General features: G+C 62.4%; 18 protein-coding genes and 1 riboswitch. Of the genes, 8 read left to right on the top strand and 10 right to left on the bottom strand.

From position 1 onward, the window contains the following. Positions 1 to 169: 169 nt before the first annotated feature. From I6E74_RS12960 to I6E74_RS12945, 4 genes are all read left to right on the top strand, one after another. Complete coding sequence (locus tag I6E74_RS12960) at positions 170 to 625, top strand: hypothetical protein (RefSeq protein ID WP_197126275.1); 456 nt, start codon at positions 170 to 172, stop codon at positions 623 to 625. A gap of 220 nt (positions 626 to 845) precedes the next feature. Further along, positions 846 to 1,808, top strand: a complete 963-nt coding sequence (locus I6E74_RS12955) for a metal ABC transporter substrate-binding protein (protein WP_197126273.1) — start codon at positions 846 to 848, stop codon at positions 1,806 to 1,808. A gap of 11 nt (positions 1,809 to 1,819) precedes the next feature. After that, entirely contained in the window at positions 1,820 to 2,560 is a 741-nt protein-coding gene (locus tag I6E74_RS12950; protein ID WP_197126432.1) for a metal ABC transporter ATP-binding protein, read from the top strand. Further along, positions 2,557 to 3,429, top strand: a complete 873-nt coding sequence (locus tag I6E74_RS12945) for a metal ABC transporter permease (RefSeq protein WP_197126271.1) — start codon at positions 2,557 to 2,559, stop codon at positions 3,427 to 3,429. The genes I6E74_RS12950 and I6E74_RS12945 overlap by 4 nt, the downstream gene beginning before the upstream one ends. 47 nt (positions 3,430 to 3,476) lie before the next feature. Here the strand turns inward: I6E74_RS12945 and I6E74_RS12940 are convergent, their stop codons facing one another. From I6E74_RS12940 to I6E74_RS12930, 3 genes are all read right to left on the bottom strand, one after another. Next, positions 3,477 to 4,199: a metal-dependent transcriptional regulator gene (locus I6E74_RS12940; protein WP_197126269.1), complete on the bottom strand. Its 723-nt coding sequence runs from the start codon at positions 4,197 to 4,199 to the stop codon at positions 3,477 to 3,479. Positions 4,200 to 4,300: 101 nt separating this feature from the next. Continuing rightward, on the bottom strand, positions 4,301 to 4,843 hold the full coding sequence (locus I6E74_RS12935; protein ID WP_197126267.1) for a hypothetical protein: 543 nt from the start codon (positions 4,841 to 4,843) through the stop codon (positions 4,301 to 4,303). A 255-nt stretch (positions 4,844 to 5,098) separates the two neighbouring features. After that, complete coding sequence (locus I6E74_RS12930; RefSeq protein ID WP_197126265.1) at positions 5,099 to 6,562, bottom strand: deoxyribodipyrimidine photo-lyase; 1,464 nt, start codon at positions 6,560 to 6,562, stop codon at positions 5,099 to 5,101. A gap of 100 nt (positions 6,563 to 6,662) precedes the next feature. Here I6E74_RS12930 and I6E74_RS12925 point away from each other — a divergent pair, with 100 nt between their 5' ends. Beyond that, positions 6,663 to 7,559 (top strand): mechanosensitive ion channel family protein, encoded by an 897-nt coding sequence (locus I6E74_RS12925; protein ID WP_197126263.1) that lies wholly within the window; start codon positions 6,663 to 6,665, stop codon positions 7,557 to 7,559. A gap of 62 nt (positions 7,560 to 7,621) precedes the next feature. On the opposite strand, the gene I6E74_RS12920 is transcribed toward I6E74_RS12925, so the two are convergent. Beyond that, positions 7,622 to 7,954 carry a MepB family protein gene (locus I6E74_RS12920; RefSeq protein ID WP_231605065.1) on the bottom strand — a complete coding sequence of 111 codons (333 nt, stop codon included), beginning with the start codon at positions 7,952 to 7,954 and terminating at the stop codon, positions 7,622 to 7,624. Positions 7,955 to 8,694: 740 nt separating this feature from the next. Between I6E74_RS12920 and I6E74_RS12915 the strand changes: the two genes are divergently transcribed. Further along, entirely contained in the window at positions 8,695 to 9,447 is a 753-nt protein-coding gene (locus I6E74_RS12915; protein WP_197126261.1) for an SDR family NAD(P)-dependent oxidoreductase, read from the top strand. Between the two features lie 80 nt (positions 9,448 to 9,527). Here the strand turns inward: I6E74_RS12915 and I6E74_RS12910 are convergent, their stop codons facing one another. Beyond that, positions 9,528 to 9,851 (bottom strand): multidrug efflux SMR transporter, encoded by a 324-nt coding sequence (locus I6E74_RS12910; protein ID WP_197126259.1) that lies wholly within the window; start codon positions 9,849 to 9,851, stop codon positions 9,528 to 9,530. 9 nt (positions 9,852 to 9,860) lie between these two features. Beyond that, positions 9,861 to 9,925, bottom strand: a riboswitch (guanidine-III (ykkC-III) riboswitch). A gap of 113 nt (positions 9,926 to 10,038) precedes the next feature. Between I6E74_RS12910 and I6E74_RS12905 the strand changes: the two genes are divergently transcribed. Beyond that, positions 10,039 to 10,728: a hypothetical protein gene (locus I6E74_RS12905; protein WP_197126257.1), complete on the top strand. Its 690-nt coding sequence runs from the start codon at positions 10,039 to 10,041 to the stop codon at positions 10,726 to 10,728. Between the two features lie 79 nt (positions 10,729 to 10,807). Here the strand turns inward: I6E74_RS12905 and I6E74_RS12900 are convergent, their stop codons facing one another. From I6E74_RS12900 to upp, 3 genes are all read right to left on the bottom strand, one after another. Further along, positions 10,808 to 11,434 (bottom strand): pyridoxamine 5'-phosphate oxidase family protein, encoded by a 627-nt coding sequence (locus tag I6E74_RS12900; RefSeq protein WP_231605000.1) that lies wholly within the window; start codon positions 11,432 to 11,434, stop codon positions 10,808 to 10,810. Between the two features lie 86 nt (positions 11,435 to 11,520). Further along, on the bottom strand, positions 11,521 to 12,321 hold the full coding sequence (locus I6E74_RS12895; protein ID WP_197126255.1) for a winged helix-turn-helix domain-containing protein: 801 nt from the start codon (positions 12,319 to 12,321) through the stop codon (positions 11,521 to 11,523). A gap of 332 nt (positions 12,322 to 12,653) precedes the next feature. Next, the gene (gene upp / locus I6E74_RS12890) at positions 12,654 to 13,286 is read right to left on the bottom strand and encodes a uracil phosphoribosyltransferase (RefSeq protein ID WP_197126253.1); all 633 of its coding nucleotides are present in this window, start codon (positions 13,284 to 13,286) and stop codon (positions 12,654 to 12,656) included. Positions 13,287 to 13,329: 43 nt separating this feature from the next. Between upp and I6E74_RS12885 the strand changes: the two genes are divergently transcribed. Then, entirely contained in the window at positions 13,330 to 13,782 is a 453-nt protein-coding gene (locus I6E74_RS12885) for a nucleoside deaminase (protein ID WP_307784477.1), read from the top strand. 15 nt (positions 13,783 to 13,797) lie between these two features. Here the strand turns inward: I6E74_RS12885 and I6E74_RS12880 are convergent, their stop codons facing one another. Both I6E74_RS12880 and I6E74_RS12875 read right to left on the bottom strand, forming a co-directional pair. Next, positions 13,798 to 14,181, bottom strand: coding sequence for a hypothetical protein (locus I6E74_RS12880; protein ID WP_197108368.1), 384 nt, complete (start codon positions 14,179 to 14,181; stop codon positions 13,798 to 13,800). Positions 14,182 to 14,198: 17 nt separating this feature from the next. Further along, a complete protein-coding gene (locus I6E74_RS12875; protein WP_197126251.1) occupies positions 14,199 to 15,161 on the bottom strand; it encodes a cation diffusion facilitator family transporter in 963 nt (320 codons plus the stop codon). Positions 15,162 to 15,170: the final 9 nt, after the last annotated feature.

The raw sequence follows: 15,170 nt of genomic DNA, 5'->3' as shown, positions 1-15,170 counted from the left end.
CTGTGTCTTCACTTCGAGGGCAAGTGTAGTGAAGGTAGACAGGTCGGCGAAATATGAGAGATCATTGATTTAACGTAGCTGATTCCAGGGGAATCGGTGCCTTCGGAAACGCATCGCACACAGCCCCACTTGCGCGGTTCGTTGGAGCCGCAACTGCCTAAGGAGCCTAATGAGACGTTTACTGTCTGCAGCCGTGTGTGCCGGGATTCTGATTCCGGTCTCTGCGTGCACACCAGTTGAGCCGCCTCCGCCCTCCGAATCTTCGTCAAGTGCAGCGTCAACCTCAGCGGAGGACGGCAACGTTGGGCTGTGCCATTCGCTGTCGATTGAACTCACGACGTTGGAGGGCGTGGTCTCGGGGTACGAGACCGGCGAGCTGGATAGGGAATCGTTCGACTACGTTATTGCCACTATTGCCGGCGGCTTCCCGGTTCTCGGAATCTTGCACAACGACGCGACCTTGAGCACCCAAGTCGACGATTTGCGTTCGGCAATTAAGGAGCTGGCCGCCGACGGTTCCGAACCGGCCGTAGGCGATGCGTCAGCGTTGGGAGAAGCGACGACGGCCCTCGCTGTCGAATGCGATGCAGTCGGCGCGCCTTTGAGCATTTACCAGCAGCCATAGGCGAGTTGCCTTCGCGTGACTCAGCGAAACGACCAAGCGACACCTAGCGCGAGCCGCGTTGGGTGTCGCTTGTTTTGGTCCGCCCAGCTCCACGGTTGAATTCCGGTGGACTCTCGTCGCGCCATAAAAGATTCGCAACTTTTGCTGGTTCACCGCATTTTCGAGAAACTACGTCCAGACGTAGTCTAGTAAAGAGGCATGCCTAACATAGGATCAGAACATGGCTTCGAGAACCCGAACACACCGTCAGAATTCAGCGCGCACGACGACGATTGTCGCTGCGGCATCCGCCCTTCTTCTCGGTCTCGCTGGCTGCACTGCGGTGTCGGATGCGGGCGCCACGACTGACGCGGATGATGACCGTCCTGTCGTTCTCACGACGTTCACGGTTCTTGCCGACATCGCCGAGAACGTAGCCGGCGACAACCTTCGGGTGGAATCCATCACGAAGGTAGGTGCTGAGATCCACGGCTATGAGCCCACGCCGGGCGACATTGCGAAGGCGGCCGACGCTGACCTGATTCTCGACAACGGACTCAACCTTGAAGCGTGGTTCGCGCAGTTCGTCGATGGTCTCGACGTTCCCCACGTTGTGGTGTCTGACGGGGTGGACCCGATCGATATCACCGAGGATGCCTACGCTGGCCTGCCCAACCCGCACGCGTGGATGAGCCCCCTCAACGCACAGATTTACGTCGACAATATGGAGGCCGCGTTCTCCGAACTCGACCCCGATAATGCCGCCGACTACGCCGCCAATGCTGAGGCGTACAAAGCCGAACTGCAGCTCGTGAACGATGAGCTCACGGCCGAGCTCGCCGAGTTGCCGGCCTCACAGCGCGCTCTCGTCTCGTGCGAAGGAGCATTCTCCTACATGGCACGCGACGCCGGGCTGAGCGAGCATTACTTGTGGGCGGTCAATGCTGAGCAGCAGTCGACCCCGCTCCAGATTGCGTCGGTGATCGAATTCGTGAGAGACAACGATGTGCCCGCCGTCTTCTGCGAATCCACCGTGTCCGATAGCGCCATGCAGCAGGTTGTCGAAGCAACCGAAACAAGCTTCGGCGGAACCCTCTACGTTGACTCCCTGTCGGAGGAAGGTGGCCCAGTGCCGACCTACCTTGAGTTGCTGCGCCACGACGCCGAGACCATCATCGCCGGTTTGACCGGGGCGTCCCAATGATCGTGCCCGCCATCGACGTGCCCGCCATCGATGTGCGCAACGTCACCGTTCACTACGGCGACGTGCTCGCGCTCGACAACGTGAGCCTCAGCCTTGCGCCCGGCCGCATCTACGGCCTCATCGGCATGAATGGCTCGGGCAAGTCCACGCTCTTCAAGACCATTACCGGGATGCTGCGCCCCGACCGCGGAACTGTCGCGCTGGCCGGTCAGCAGCCTGCACTCGCGCGCAAGGCCGGAGCGGTCGGCTACGTTCCGCAGAGCGAAGACGTCGACTGGGCGTTCCCGCTTTCCGTACGCGACGTCGTGATGATGGGCCGCTACGGGCACATGGGCATCTCCCGCCGCCCGAAGGCCGCCGACAAAGCTGCCGTTGCCGAGGCTCTCGCCCGCGTCGAACTGACCGACCTCGCCGACCGCCAAATTGGCCAGCTCTCGGGCGGCCAAAAGAAGCGGGCATTCGTGGCGCGCGGCATTGCCCAGGGCGCGACGATCCTCTTGCTCGATGAGCCCTTCGCCGGCGTTGACAAACGCTCCGAGGGAACAATCACGACACTCCTGCGGGAGCTCGCCACCGAGGGAGCCACCGTGCTCGTCTCCACCCACGACCTCAATGCCCTACCGAAGCTCGCCGACGAAGCGATCTTGCTAATGCGCACCGTGCTGCTGCAATCCACTCCCGCCGAGGTGCTGAAGCCCGAAAACCTTGCGCGCGCCTTCGGCCTCGACGTCACGGCGGGGGATGCCGCGTGAACCCCATCGACTTTCTCCTCGAACCCCTCAGCTACGACTTCATGGTGCGGGCCCTCGCCACGAGCGTGACCGCCGCGATTGTGTGCGCGGTGCTCTCGTGCTGGCTTGTGCTCGTGGGCTGGTCGCTCATGGGCGATGCCGTTTCGCACGCCGTGCTGCCCGGCGTCGTGCTCGCCTACGTTGTCGGTGCCCCGTTTGCTGTGGGCGCGGTTATCTTCGGCTTCCTTGCCGTCGCCCTCATCGGCATCGTGAGGAACACGAGCCGTATCAAAGAGGATGCCGCGATTGGCATCGTCTTCACCACCCTGTTCGCCCTCGGAATCGTGCTCATCTCTGTAACCCCGTCGCAGACCGACCTCAACCACATCATCTTCGGCAACCTGCTCGGAGTCTCCTGGGCCGACCTCACCCAAGTGCTCATCCTCGGTGCGATCACGCTCACGATCCTGCTCGTGAAGCGCCGCGACTTCACCCTCTACGCCTTCGACGCTACCCACGCCCACGCGATTGGCCTCAACCCCAAAGTGCTCGGCGCCGCCCTCCTCGGGCTTCTCGCCCTCACCGCGGTCGTTGCCCTTCAGGCGGTCGGCGTCGTTCTCGTCGTGGCGCTGCTCATCATCCCCGGCGCCACCGCCTATCTACTCACCGATCGCTTCTCGCACATGCTCGTGATCGCTCCGGCGATGTCGGCGCTCGCGGCCGTCACCGGGCTCTACCTCAGCTACTACCTCGACACGGCATCCGGCGGCATGATCGTGCTCGTCGAAGGCTGCATCTTCGCGCTCGTTTACCTGTTCAGCCCCACGCAGGGCGTGATCGGCAAGCGACTCGGCGCAATGAAGCGGCAGCGGATGCTCGCCGCCCAGTAAAGGCAAAGACACCGCCTGCGCGCAGAACCCGCGCGGTGCGCCTCAGGTCATTCGGTGAGGGTGCCGCCCGATACGTAGAGTGCGTCGGTCGCGCTCCGGCCCAGGCTGATCGGCACAGCGGATTGGCGCCCGCCCTTGTTGCTCGCCTCGCCGGCGTCGCCGACCACCACCACTTCAAGCGCATCCGAATACGGTGCCCCGGCGTTCACGCTGAGGGTCGCTTCGAACACGATGCCGCGCTCTTCGAAGAACTTGAGCAGTTCGGGGTCGTCGTCGGAGATGCGTTCCACGACCACGGTGTTGCCGGGGGCGACGCGGCTGAGCTGCACAGCATCCGGAATCGTGATGACGCCGTCGGCGCTGGGGATCGGGTCGCCGTGCGGGTCGCGGGTGGGGTGTTCGAGAAACTCGTCGATGCGTTCGACCATGAAGTCAGAGACGGCATGCTCAAGGTTTTCGGCTTCGTCGTGCACCTGGTCCCAGCGGTAGCCGAGCACGCTCACGAGAAACGATTCGATGAGGCGGTGGCGGCGAACCATCGCCACGGCGTGAGCGCTGCCCACCGCGGTGAGCGCGATGGAACCGTAGCGGGCATGATCAAGGAAGCCTTGAGCGGTGAGGCGACGCACGGCATCCGACACACTCGAAAGCGTGTAACCGGTGCGTTCGGCGATCACCGTTGCTGTGACGGGGGCATCCGACCATTCGGAAAGACTCCACACGGTCTTCAGATAGTTCTGGGTGCTGACCGAGAGCTCTGTAACCGACATGCGCCCAGTCTAGAGCCGAAGATTGAAGTACGGCCGGACGTAGTTAAAGACACTTGCCCCCGCCCGGAGAACATCAGGCGAGGGCAAGCGGGTGAAGAAAGTTAGTTGAAGATGCCGTTTAAGCCGAGGTCACCGGTGATGTCACCGATGAGGTCGTCGGCGTCGACAACGTCGTTGAGGATGTCGTCAACATCAACGATGTCGGTTACGTCGGTCACGACGTCAGTCGCGTTGTCGACAACGTCGGTCACCTGAGTGGCGTTGTCCACGACGTCAGAGACGTTGGCGTCGTTCGCTACGTCAGAAACGTTCGCGGAGTCGCTCACATTTCCGACGGCGGTGTCGTTGCCCGAAGCTACGGGAGCGTTGACCTCGTTGCCGGACGCAACAGCGTTGCCGTTGAGGAGATCACCGTTGAGAATGCCGCCACCGAGAAGGTCGCCACCCAGGAGGTCAACGTCGCCAACCTCGGGTGCTACGACGACGGGGATGTCGGTCTGCTTGGGGGAAGAGTAGGAGTATGACTTCGTCGAGGTGTAGCTGTCGCCGGTTGCGGCCATAGCGGGAGCTGCTGCTCCAACTGCGATGAGGGCTACTGCGGTAGCGGTTGCGCCGATCGTGGTCTTCTTCGTGAATGCGTTCATTACTGAACTCCTTCTTACGTCGTCAGCCTCCGTAGAGGCCCTGCGTCTCGAGGCTTTCCCGAGCCGCAATGAGTACTCCGGAGCGAGGCTATGACCGGTTTGGGGGTCAGTCGAAAGAAGGCGAAATTCGAGCAATCGGAGTGCGGATGCGGGCGCTCGGGAGCGTACAGATCCGCATGTTTCCGGGGCTGTTAGCGCAAGCTGGCAGTCAACTGAGTGGATTCTGGCGAAGTGCCGGGCGGTGCATCCAGTGGCCTATTCCGCCGCTGCAGCCTTCACGGCCGTGTATGCCTCGAGGGCTTCGCGGCGGGTTTCGGCGAGATCCACGATGGGTTCGGGATACGCGTCGGTGCCGAGTTCGGGAATCCAGTACGAGACATAGGCGCCCGTGGGGTCGAACTTTTTCTGCTGCAACACCGGGTTGAACACACGGAAGTAGGGGGCAGCATCCGCCCCGGATCCCGCGACCCATTGCCAGTTGGCGGGGTTGCTGGCCTCGTCGGCGTCAACGAGGGTGTCCCAGAACCACTGTTCGCCCGCGCGCCAGTCGATGAGCAGGTTCTTGATCAGAAAGCTTGCAACGACCATGCGCACGCGGTTGTGCATGGTGCCGGTGTGCCAAAGTTCGCGCATCCCGGCGTCGACGAGGGGGATGCCGGTGCGGCCACGACGCCACGCTTCGACTTCGCTGACTCCCGCGGGTTCGTCCACGGCGCCGAGTTCGTCGACCGTGTATCCCCAGGGGAACGCGTTGTAGGCCGGGCGGTAGCTGTCGGTCGCAAGGCGAGGGTTCTCGAAGAGCAGGGCGGTGGAGAATTCGCGCCATCCGATCTCGCTCAAGAACTTGGCGACGTTCTTGCGCGCCGCGGTGGGGATGCCGGCCGAGCCAGATTCGGGGCCGGAGCCTGCGCTGTTGCCAGAGCCCGAGCCGCGCAGCCGGTGCCAGATCTGCGCAGAGCTGATCTCGCCAAACCGCAGGTGCGGGCTGAGGCCGCTCGTGGCATCCACGGAGGGCTCATCACGGCGGTGGTAGTCGGCCAGGCGGTCGGCGACGAAGCTCTCGAGGCGCTCAAGCGCGCCGGTCTCGCCGGGAGTCCACGTCTCGCGCAGCCCCTCGGCCCAGTCGGGGCGCGTCGGCAGCAGCGACCACTCGGCGAGGTCGTCGCTCGCGGGGGAGTCGGCGGGCCAACTCAGCGCACTCGCTTCGGGCGTCGGTAGCAACTCGCGCACCGGACGATCTTGTGCCGCACGCCAATACGGAGTGAAAACCTTGTACGGCTCGCCCTGCCCATTGCGGATGTGCCACGGCTCGTTCAGCAGATTGCCCTGATGGCTTTCGACCGTGAGCCCCTGCTCGCGCAGGCTCGTTTTGAGGCCGGCGTCAATGTCGCGGGCTGCCGTGTAGCGACGGTTCCAGTGCACCGAGGCGGCGCCGAGCTCGTCCACGAGCGCCGGCAGCACCTGCGCGGCAGGGCCGTGACGCAGGGTCAGTTGGCCGCCCAGATTCTGCAGGGCGGCATCCAGAGCAGTGAGGCTGTGATGCAGCCACCACTTGCTTGCCGAACCCAGCGGGCGGATGCCGTCGCCGGTTTCGTCGTGAATGTACACAACCACGAGTGGTCGGCCTTCACTCGCGGCCGCCGTCAGGGCTGGGTTGTCGGCTAGTCGCAGGTCGTTTCGCAACCATACGACGGAGGGCTGATTCTGGTTTCCGCTCACCCCGCCACTCTACGTTTCGCGCCTGAAAAGAGCAGGCGTAGAATCGCGCCTCACAGGTCGCGTTGCCGATGGTGGCGATGCGCGAGAAGGGTGACCGGCTATGACTTTCTTCGGTGTTCGCTACGAGACGGCCGACTTCGGCGACGTGCTCGACCGGGTGCAGGGCATTTTCACGGATCTCTTCTTGGCACTGCCCAACGTCATTCTCGGCGTGCTGGCCTTTGTGGTCTTCTGGGCAATTTCGTGGCTGGTGGCGAAGCTCGTGCGGGCGGCGGCGCAGCGGGCGGGTCAGCCGCGCGGTTTGCAGGTCGTGCTGAGTCGGCTGGTCGCATGGTCGATTCTCGCGTTCGGGCTGCTGGTGGCGCTGACGATCATTTTTCCGACGATCACGCCGGCGTCGCTCTTCGGCACGCTTGGGGTGAGCGGTGTGGTGATTGGGTTCGCGTTCCGGGACATTTTTCAGAATCTGCTGTCGGGCATCCTGATCCTGTTCACGCGCCCATTCCGCATCGGCGATCAGATTGTGTCGAGCGATCACGAGGGTGAAGTTATTGACATTCAGGTGCGGGCCACGCGGGTGCGCACCTACGACAATCGGGTTGTCGTGATCCCGAATAGCCAGCTCTATACCGAGCGCGTTGTCGTCAACACGGCCTTCGACAAGCGGCGACTGAGTGTGGCCGTCGGCATCGGTTATGACGACAGCATTGCGGATGCCCGTACCGCGATCGTCGACGCCATCGCCGCGTTACCCGGCATCATCGACGACCCTGCCCCGACCGTTTTGGTGACGTCGCTCGGTGACTTCAGCGTGAACCTCGAGGTGCGGTTCTGGATCAACCCGCCGAACCGTCGCGAGGCTCTCGAAGCTCAGGATCAGGTGCTTGAGGCGATCAAGAAGGCGCTCGGCGATGCGCACATCGAGATCCCGTTCCCCATTCAGCAGCTCAAGATCGAAGACGGATCGGCGCGCACTCGCAAGCGCGAAGCGGAGTAGATCGCGGGGCGGCTAGCGGGGCTGGTTCACTGCAATCGGCGCGGTCGTCGCATCCGGAATTTTCAGAGTCGGTTGAGCGGGTAAAAGTGCTCGCACTGCCAGCGCTGGGTGCTCTGCGCTTGACGGTTGCGGGTGTCGGCCCAAGGCGGGTACACGCGAAAGCCGCGTTTGCCGCCGTGGCCGTCGACCGAAACGATGCCGCGCGCGATCAGCACGCTCAGCGGAAAGATGAAGGCGCCGAAGCTGTTGTCGTCGCGGGCGACAACGACGAGCCGCTGAGTGCCGTCGTCGCTGCCGAGGGGTTGCGTCGTGCCGTCAGTGTCTCGCCGCCAGACGGTGACGAAGAAGCCGGGTTTGGTGGGGGGTGAGTTTCGCGACCCGAAACCGCGTTGCAGCGGGGTGAGTGGTCACGGCGCCGTATTCGGCGTTGTCGGGCTCAGCAATGAGCTGATCGTGCTCGGGTAGCGCGTCGCCGAGGCTGTGGATGGCGTGGGCGACATCCGGATGCAGAGGGGCGGCGGTCACGGTCATCCGTTCGATTCGGTGGTCGTGCCAGCCTAGATCGTGCCCACCGGAGTCGTGCCCGCTTCAGTCGTGCCCGCTTGAATATTCGGGCACCCGTTAAATAGTTCGAGGGCCGGTTTCAGAGGCATGAAACCGACCCTCTCCCTTTGCACCAAGAGTGTCCTGCAATCACATTCCGCAGTAGCTGCCACAGCAAACAACTTCTGCTCTATGAATGTATAACGGAAACATAACGCTGTCTAGTTATCGTTCTGTTATTTTTAGAGATTTCACAGAAAAGGTTGTCTACCCCCTGCATTTCTGGGCGAAACAGGCTTAAAACGGATGCTTTCTGCGCAGATGAGCGGCGGGGGTGCGAGCCGCGCTACTCGCATGGCGGTGGAGCACGCGCAAGGCTGCGAATGCTCCCCGAGGCGGTTGATGTTCCCCGTCGCGGGCGGCACCGAATTCGCCCCAAGTTATTTGATTGAATAGATATAACAACAGCACCGTTGCTAGGGGTTCCATCGTAGGAACAGCGTTCTGTGGCATCGCCGCTGATTGCATAATGGTTGCCTCGTCAACCGATTGTTCGCTAGCTAGTCCCGTCACCGGGCGCAAGGAGAATGAAATGACGAAAGAATTCGAAGGAAAAACCGCAGTCGTTACCGGCGGCGGGTCAGGCATCGGAAGAGCTGTTGCTCTCGGGCTCGGGTCACGGGGTGCAAATGTCATCGTGAACGACCTCAAGCACGAGGTCGCCCAGGTTGTCGTGGATGAGATCGTCGCTGTCGGCGGAACCGCTACAGCGATCGCAGGGGATGTCGGCAACCCGGATGATGTCAAAGCCGCGGTCGACCTCGCGGTTTCCAGCTATGGCGCACTCCACTTAGCGTTCAACAATGCCGGCGTCGGCGGTCCTCAGGGTCTCGCCGAAGACATCGACATCGAGGGTTACCTGAAGCTCATGGACGTAAACCTTCACTCCGTCTTTTACGGAATGCACTTCCAGGCACCTGCAATTGTCGCGGCCGGCGGTGGCGCGATCGTTAACACCTCGTCGATTCTCGGGGTTGTGGGCGACGCGAACGCGCTACCGTACGTCACGGCTAAGCACGGTGTCTCTGGAATGACTAAAGCGGCCGCACTTGGGTATGCCTCCAAGGGAGTTCGAATCAACTCGGTTCACCCGGGCTACATCGACACTGCCCTCCTTGCCGGAATCCCGACGGAAATCTACGACATGCTTGTAGCAAAGCACCCGGCCGGCCGCCTCGGCACCTCAGAGGAAGTTGCTGAGCTCGTGCTATTTCTTCTGAGCGACAAGGCGAGCTTCATCACCGGTTCGCAGCACCTCGTCGACGGTGGCTATACCGCGCAGTAGCGAGGTAGCGCAGCTTTGCGCGAAAGGAGGTCGCCTTCGCGCGTCCTCCTTTCGTGTCTCGGTAAGAGCGTCTGTGGACCCTAGTGCGAAGAGTCGACCAACTTCAGCCCGACAACGCACCCCACAAGCCCCATGAGCAGCAGGATCTTGATCCAGGAGACGGGTTCGCCGCCGAAGATCATGGCGTAGGCCACGGTCAGTGCCGCCCCGATGCCGACCCAGATGGCGTAGGCGGTGCCGATGGGGATCTCGCGCATGGCATAGCCGAGGCCGCCCATGCTGGCGAGAATCGCGACACCGAAAACAACGGTCGGCCAGAGCTTCGTGAAGCCCTCCGACTTGCCGAGGGCGGTGGCCCACACGGCTTCGAGCACACCGGAAAGAATCAGAATAAGCCAGTACACAACAGTCTCCTTGGCCAGTCTTGTCGCGTACCCGGTACTGATCCGTCGTCGGGAGCCGACTATTGCGGCTACTCCGCCACACTATCAAATCCCCCACGTCAGGCCGGAACCGCAACGGGGCATCGGCCGTCTCGCGCGGCCCGTTAGTGGGGTAGCGCCGCCGTGATTACTCAGCAATGCTCAGTTAGTGAGAATCAATTCGTTTGTTGATGCGAGGCCAGTCCAGATCGGCTACGTGATCGGTTCGGGGGCCTTCGCCGCGTTCGCCGTCTACTTTGTCGATTTCCGCACCAGCTTCTGGATGCTCGGAGCCCTGGTTCTTCTCTATCTGGGGCCTGTGGGGCTCGCGACGGTGCTCACTCTAGGGGTCGCGCTGTACGCCACCGCTCTTTTTCTCGGGGACGCTGGACCACTCGTTGTGGTTGTCGTCGCGGTCGCGGTTGCGGCCGTGAATGTGTTGATCGTGCGGCGCTTTCGGTCGGAGGCAGCACGTTACTCCACTGTTGTCGCCCTGCTCGACACCAAGGAAGTGAGGGAGCGAGCGCTGGGTTTCATAGTGTTTGCGTATGCGGGTTGCGCCTTCATCGTCCTCTGCTACGTTGCGGGGCTCACCGCACTGGACGGCCTTGCTTCCGGCTCGCACAACTGGTGGATCACCGGAATCGACCGCCAGACGCTGAGCTCCGACTACCTTTCGTTCTCCTCGATCGTGATCTGGCTAAGCGCGCTTGGCGTGGCACTTGCTGGCCTCGCAGCGTGGGTGTTTCTAGGGGTGCAGCGCAAACCGCTGCTGCGATGGGCGATCGCCGATCTCGCTGTCATGCTCGCCTCCATCGCGAGCGTCTCTCTAGCTAGTGCGCTGTGGAGCATTAACTAGCTTCGCCGCTCAGCGTCTTCTTTGGCGCCCCGGCTAGGTTTCCGCGCCCGGATCCGTCTGGGAGAACCGACGACGAGGCCTACTCGAATGCCTGAACAGACCTAGGCACGCGGATGCCGGAGCGCAGGTCGGGCGTGGCAACAACCTCAACGGCTCGAGCTCCCCACCGCACCTGCCCGCCCCACGCATCGCCCGCGATATCCGCGTCGGTGTCATCGGGCCACTCGTCGGAGGTGCGCAACGACCACTCCGCGATCGGCAACGCCAGCACGAGGGTTGCTGCGAGTTCTTTTTTGCTGTTGGGGCGCACCTCGCTGAGGCGGCCAGGGATCAGTTTCTCGGTGATGGCGTTGACGGCGGCGGCCTTCTCCTCGCCCTCCAGCACCCGGAACGATCCGAACAACACTGCGCTGCTGTAAATCAACGATGATTCGAAGGCCGAGCGTGCGACCACAATGCCGCCGACTGCTGTGACAGAAATCGCGACAGGCGCTCCGGAAACCAAGCGCATCCAGCGTGACCCGCTGGAGCCGTGCACGATCAGCTCATCGCCGAGGCGTGCGACCCCGGTCGGCAGAACACCGGGCGTTCCGTCTTCTTGGACATAAGCGACGTTGCCGACAATCTCCGAGTCGAGAAGAGCGTCAAGGGCCGCCCGATCCCGTGACATCTTCTCGGGCATCCGGGTGGCATCAGTCGTTGTCATCCGGTCAGTGTGACACGCGCCAGCGCTGAACCTCTACGCCGAGCGAGAGTGGTTCTCCGCGCACGCGAGGGCCGTGTGAGCTGCCGTTAGATGAAGTCGGGGCTGGGTGTCGAGGCGAAGCGCACCGAAACATCAGGATGACGGTCGTAGCGGTACCCGATGCCACGAACCGTACGAACAACATCTTCGTACGCGCCGAGCTTGGAGCGCAGGCGTCGGATGTGCACGTCGATGGTGCGCTCGTTGGGGGCTTCGTCGTCTTCGGCGGACCAGAGAGTCGCGATGAGCTGCGCGCGGTCAATGGTCTGCGATTCGCGCAGAATCAAGAACTGCAGCAACTCGAACTCTTTGTAGGTGAGGGCCGCGGGCTCGTCGTCGATGAGCACGCGCTTGCGGGAGAGGTCAACGACCACACCGCTTGCCGGCTTCTCCTCGGGTTCTTCGACTTGGCGGTGCTTGGCGAGAGCGGAAGGGTCTTGCAGGGCGAGGCGCACAACATCAACGTCGCGTCCACCAGCGCCGACGGGGGCGAGCGCCACGGCGGCGTGAGTTTCGGAGTTCGGCACGAGCTGCTGCGTGAGCTGCTTGAGCTGTTCCACAATCGCGCTCAGATCGGTGCCAGCGGCGGCGGCCTTCAGCTCGTCGATGCCGACGTAAAGCACGAAGCCGCGGGCTTCGGTTCCCTGAGGAACAGCGCGCAAGTGCGGCGCGTCAGCAGCGGGGGCTGCGGGAGCAGCGACCGGAGTGGCCGGGCGTGTGTCTCGCGCCGGCTGCACGGCGAGCGAAAGCTCGCGAGCAGTGTGGGGTGCGGCGTGCGGTGCCCGGCGTGCGGGAGCAGCTGCGGCGAAAGAGGTGCGAGTGGTGCGTTCGATTGTTGCAAGTGACATGGGTCCAGAAATCCTTGGAGAAGGGGTGAAGGGCCTCTGATGATGAGGGTGTGATCCTTCGAAATAAAACAGGTGTGTCAAGTCAGAGAGTCGCCGTTATGAGGACGAAAATCTGGGGGCGTTCATTCTGGTGAAAACGCCCGGCTCACGGTTGGCCTACTAGGCACACATTCGACAACACAGCATCGCGCTTGCCGACACGGTGCTCGAAAGCAGTGCGCCAGCGGTCCTGGAAGCCACGAGGGCGGTCAGGTCGCGAGTTTGTACAGTCATGGTTGCAATGATGTTTCATGCAGCGCGCCTCTGTCAAGTTGCGCGCGAAAATTGTGCTGCTAGACGAGACCGTATAGTCGGTCGCCAGCATCGCCGAGGCCGGGCACGATGTAGCCGTTCTCGTTGAGGCGCTCGTCGAGCGCGCCGAGCACGATCGTGACGTCTTTGTCGCCCATGGCCTTCTCGAGGGCAGCGAGGCCTTCTGGGGCGCCGAGGATGCAGACCGCCGTGACGTCAGTGGCGCCACGGTCGAGCAGGTACTGAATCGCGGCGATGAGCGAGCCACCGGTAGCCAGCATGGGGTCGAGCACGAAGCACTGGCGGTTCGACAAATCGTCGGGCAGGCGCTCGGCATAGGTGTCGGGCTGCAGAGTCTCTTCGTTGCGCACCATGCCCAAGAAGCCGACTTCGGCGGTGGGTACGAGCTTGACCATTCCTTCGAGCATTCCGAGCCCGGCACGAAGAATCGGCACCACGAGAGGCTTGGGTGAGCTGATTGCCACACCCTTCGTCGCGGTGACGGGGGTCTCAATGTCGACCTCTTCAACGCGCACCGAACGGGTCGCTTCGTACGCCAAAAGCGTCACTAGCTCCTCCGTCAGCGCCCGAAAAGTGGGGGCGGCGGTGTTTTTGTCGCGCAGCACGGTGAGCTTGTGCGTGATGAGCGGGTGGTCGGCAACGTGAACTCGCATAGGCTAAATCTACTTGAGGTACGGACCACTTGGAGAACCGATCGTGACAAAGTTCGATCAATGGATGACGCGGGCCATCGCCGAGGCGAAGCTCACGGCCGATTCTGCCGACGTTCCAGTCGCCGCTCTCGTCTTCGATCAGAACGACAATCTCGTCTCCGTTGGGCGCAATGAGCGGGAGCTCACGGGCGACCCCACGGCGCACGCCGAGGTAGTGGCAATCCGAGCAGCGGCCGCGGCCACCGGTTCGTGGCGCCTCGACGAGATGACTCTCGTGGTCACCCTTGAGCCGTGCACGATGTGTGCTGGCGCGATTCTGCAGGCCCGCATCCCGCGCGTGGTGTTTGGGGCGTGGGACGAAAAAGCCGGCGCATCAGGCAGCGTTAATGATTTGCTGCGTGACCGCCGGCTTCCGCACAAGGTCGAGGTTGTGGCGGGCATCCAAGAGGCTGAATGCGCTTCGCTGCTGACGGACTTCTTCGAAGCCCGTCGCTAGCCCGCTAGGCCCGGCTTAGTGCCAGAGCACCGCAACGAACACGTTGATGAGGGCGCCCATGCCCGCGAGGTGCAGGAACGGCAAGGTGGCTTTCTTCTCGCTGGTGCCCGCGCTGAGGGCCTTGGCCTGGCGTGAGCGCGCGATCATGACGGCGACGAGCACGACGATCGCGAAGATCAGCTTCACGGCGATCTTGGCGTTGTTGACGTCTTCGTCGTTCATCTGCACGAGGCCAACAAGGATGAGTCCGGTGACGAGCTGCGTGATGGCACCGATCAGCATCGTGCCCAGTTCAAAGCCTTCTTTGCGGCGCAGCTGAAGAGCGAATGATCCGATGATGAGCGCAAGCCCCAGAATGTGCAGCGCGAGCACGGTGTGAATGATTGGTTCGAAGTTCATGGTTTCGGGATCCTTCTTTAGTCGTTGCCCACGATGACAATGGCATCGGTGGGTGGTGCCGCTTCGGCTGGGCGGCGGTAAACGTCGGGTTCGATGTAGATCACGCGCGCCATCGGTTCAGCTGTACGAATGTCTTGTTCGACACTATCGATACTCGCCGCCACATCGCTCAAGCGAGTTTGCGCTCCGAAGTCGACCTTGGCAGCGACCAGGAGCTCTTCCGGGCCGAGGTAGAGCGTCTTCATGTGGATGAGCGAGCGAACGTCAGGGTGGGCGTTGATGGTGTCGCGAATGAGGTTGCGCTGCTTGGTGGTTGCACCCTCGCCGACGAGCAGGCTCTTGGTCTCGATGCCCAGAATGATCGCGACGATGATCAGCAGAATACCGATGGCAATCGTGCCGATGGCATCCCAGGTCGAGTCGCCCGTAATGACGGTGAGACCGACGCCGAACAGAGCGAGCACGAGACCGAGTTCAGCGGCAACGTCTTCGAGTAGCACTACGGGAAGCTCGGGAGCTTTCGCGTGACGAATAAACGCGATCCAGCCCTGCTTGCCGCGCACGAGATTCGACTCTTTCACGGCGGTGCGCAGCGAGAAGCCTTCGAGCACGATCGCGATGAGCAGAACGGTAATGGGCAGCCACGCTTGCTCAAGCTTGTGCGGATCTTGCAGCTTATGAATGCCCTCGTAGAGCGAGAACACGCCACCGACCGAGAACAGGATGATCGAAACGACGAAGGCGTACACGTAGCGCTCGCGGCCATAACCGAACGGATGCTCGGCATCCGCGTTCTTCTTGGCTTGCTTGCCACCGAGCAACAGCAGCGCCTGGTTGCTCGTGTCTGCCACGGAGTGCACGCTCTCCGCGAGCATCGAACTGGACCCCGAAATCAGAAACGCAATGAATTTGGTGACAGCGATTCCGCCGTTCGCCACCATTGCAGCGATGATTGCCTTAGTTCCGCCTGACGCGCTCATACGATCGAT

Source organism: Salinibacterium sp. SWN139, from assembly GCF_015864625.1.
GTDB lineage: Bacteria > Actinomycetota > Actinomycetes > Actinomycetales > Microbacteriaceae > Rhodoglobus.
This window is presented reverse-complemented; position numbering and strand designations above follow the sequence as displayed.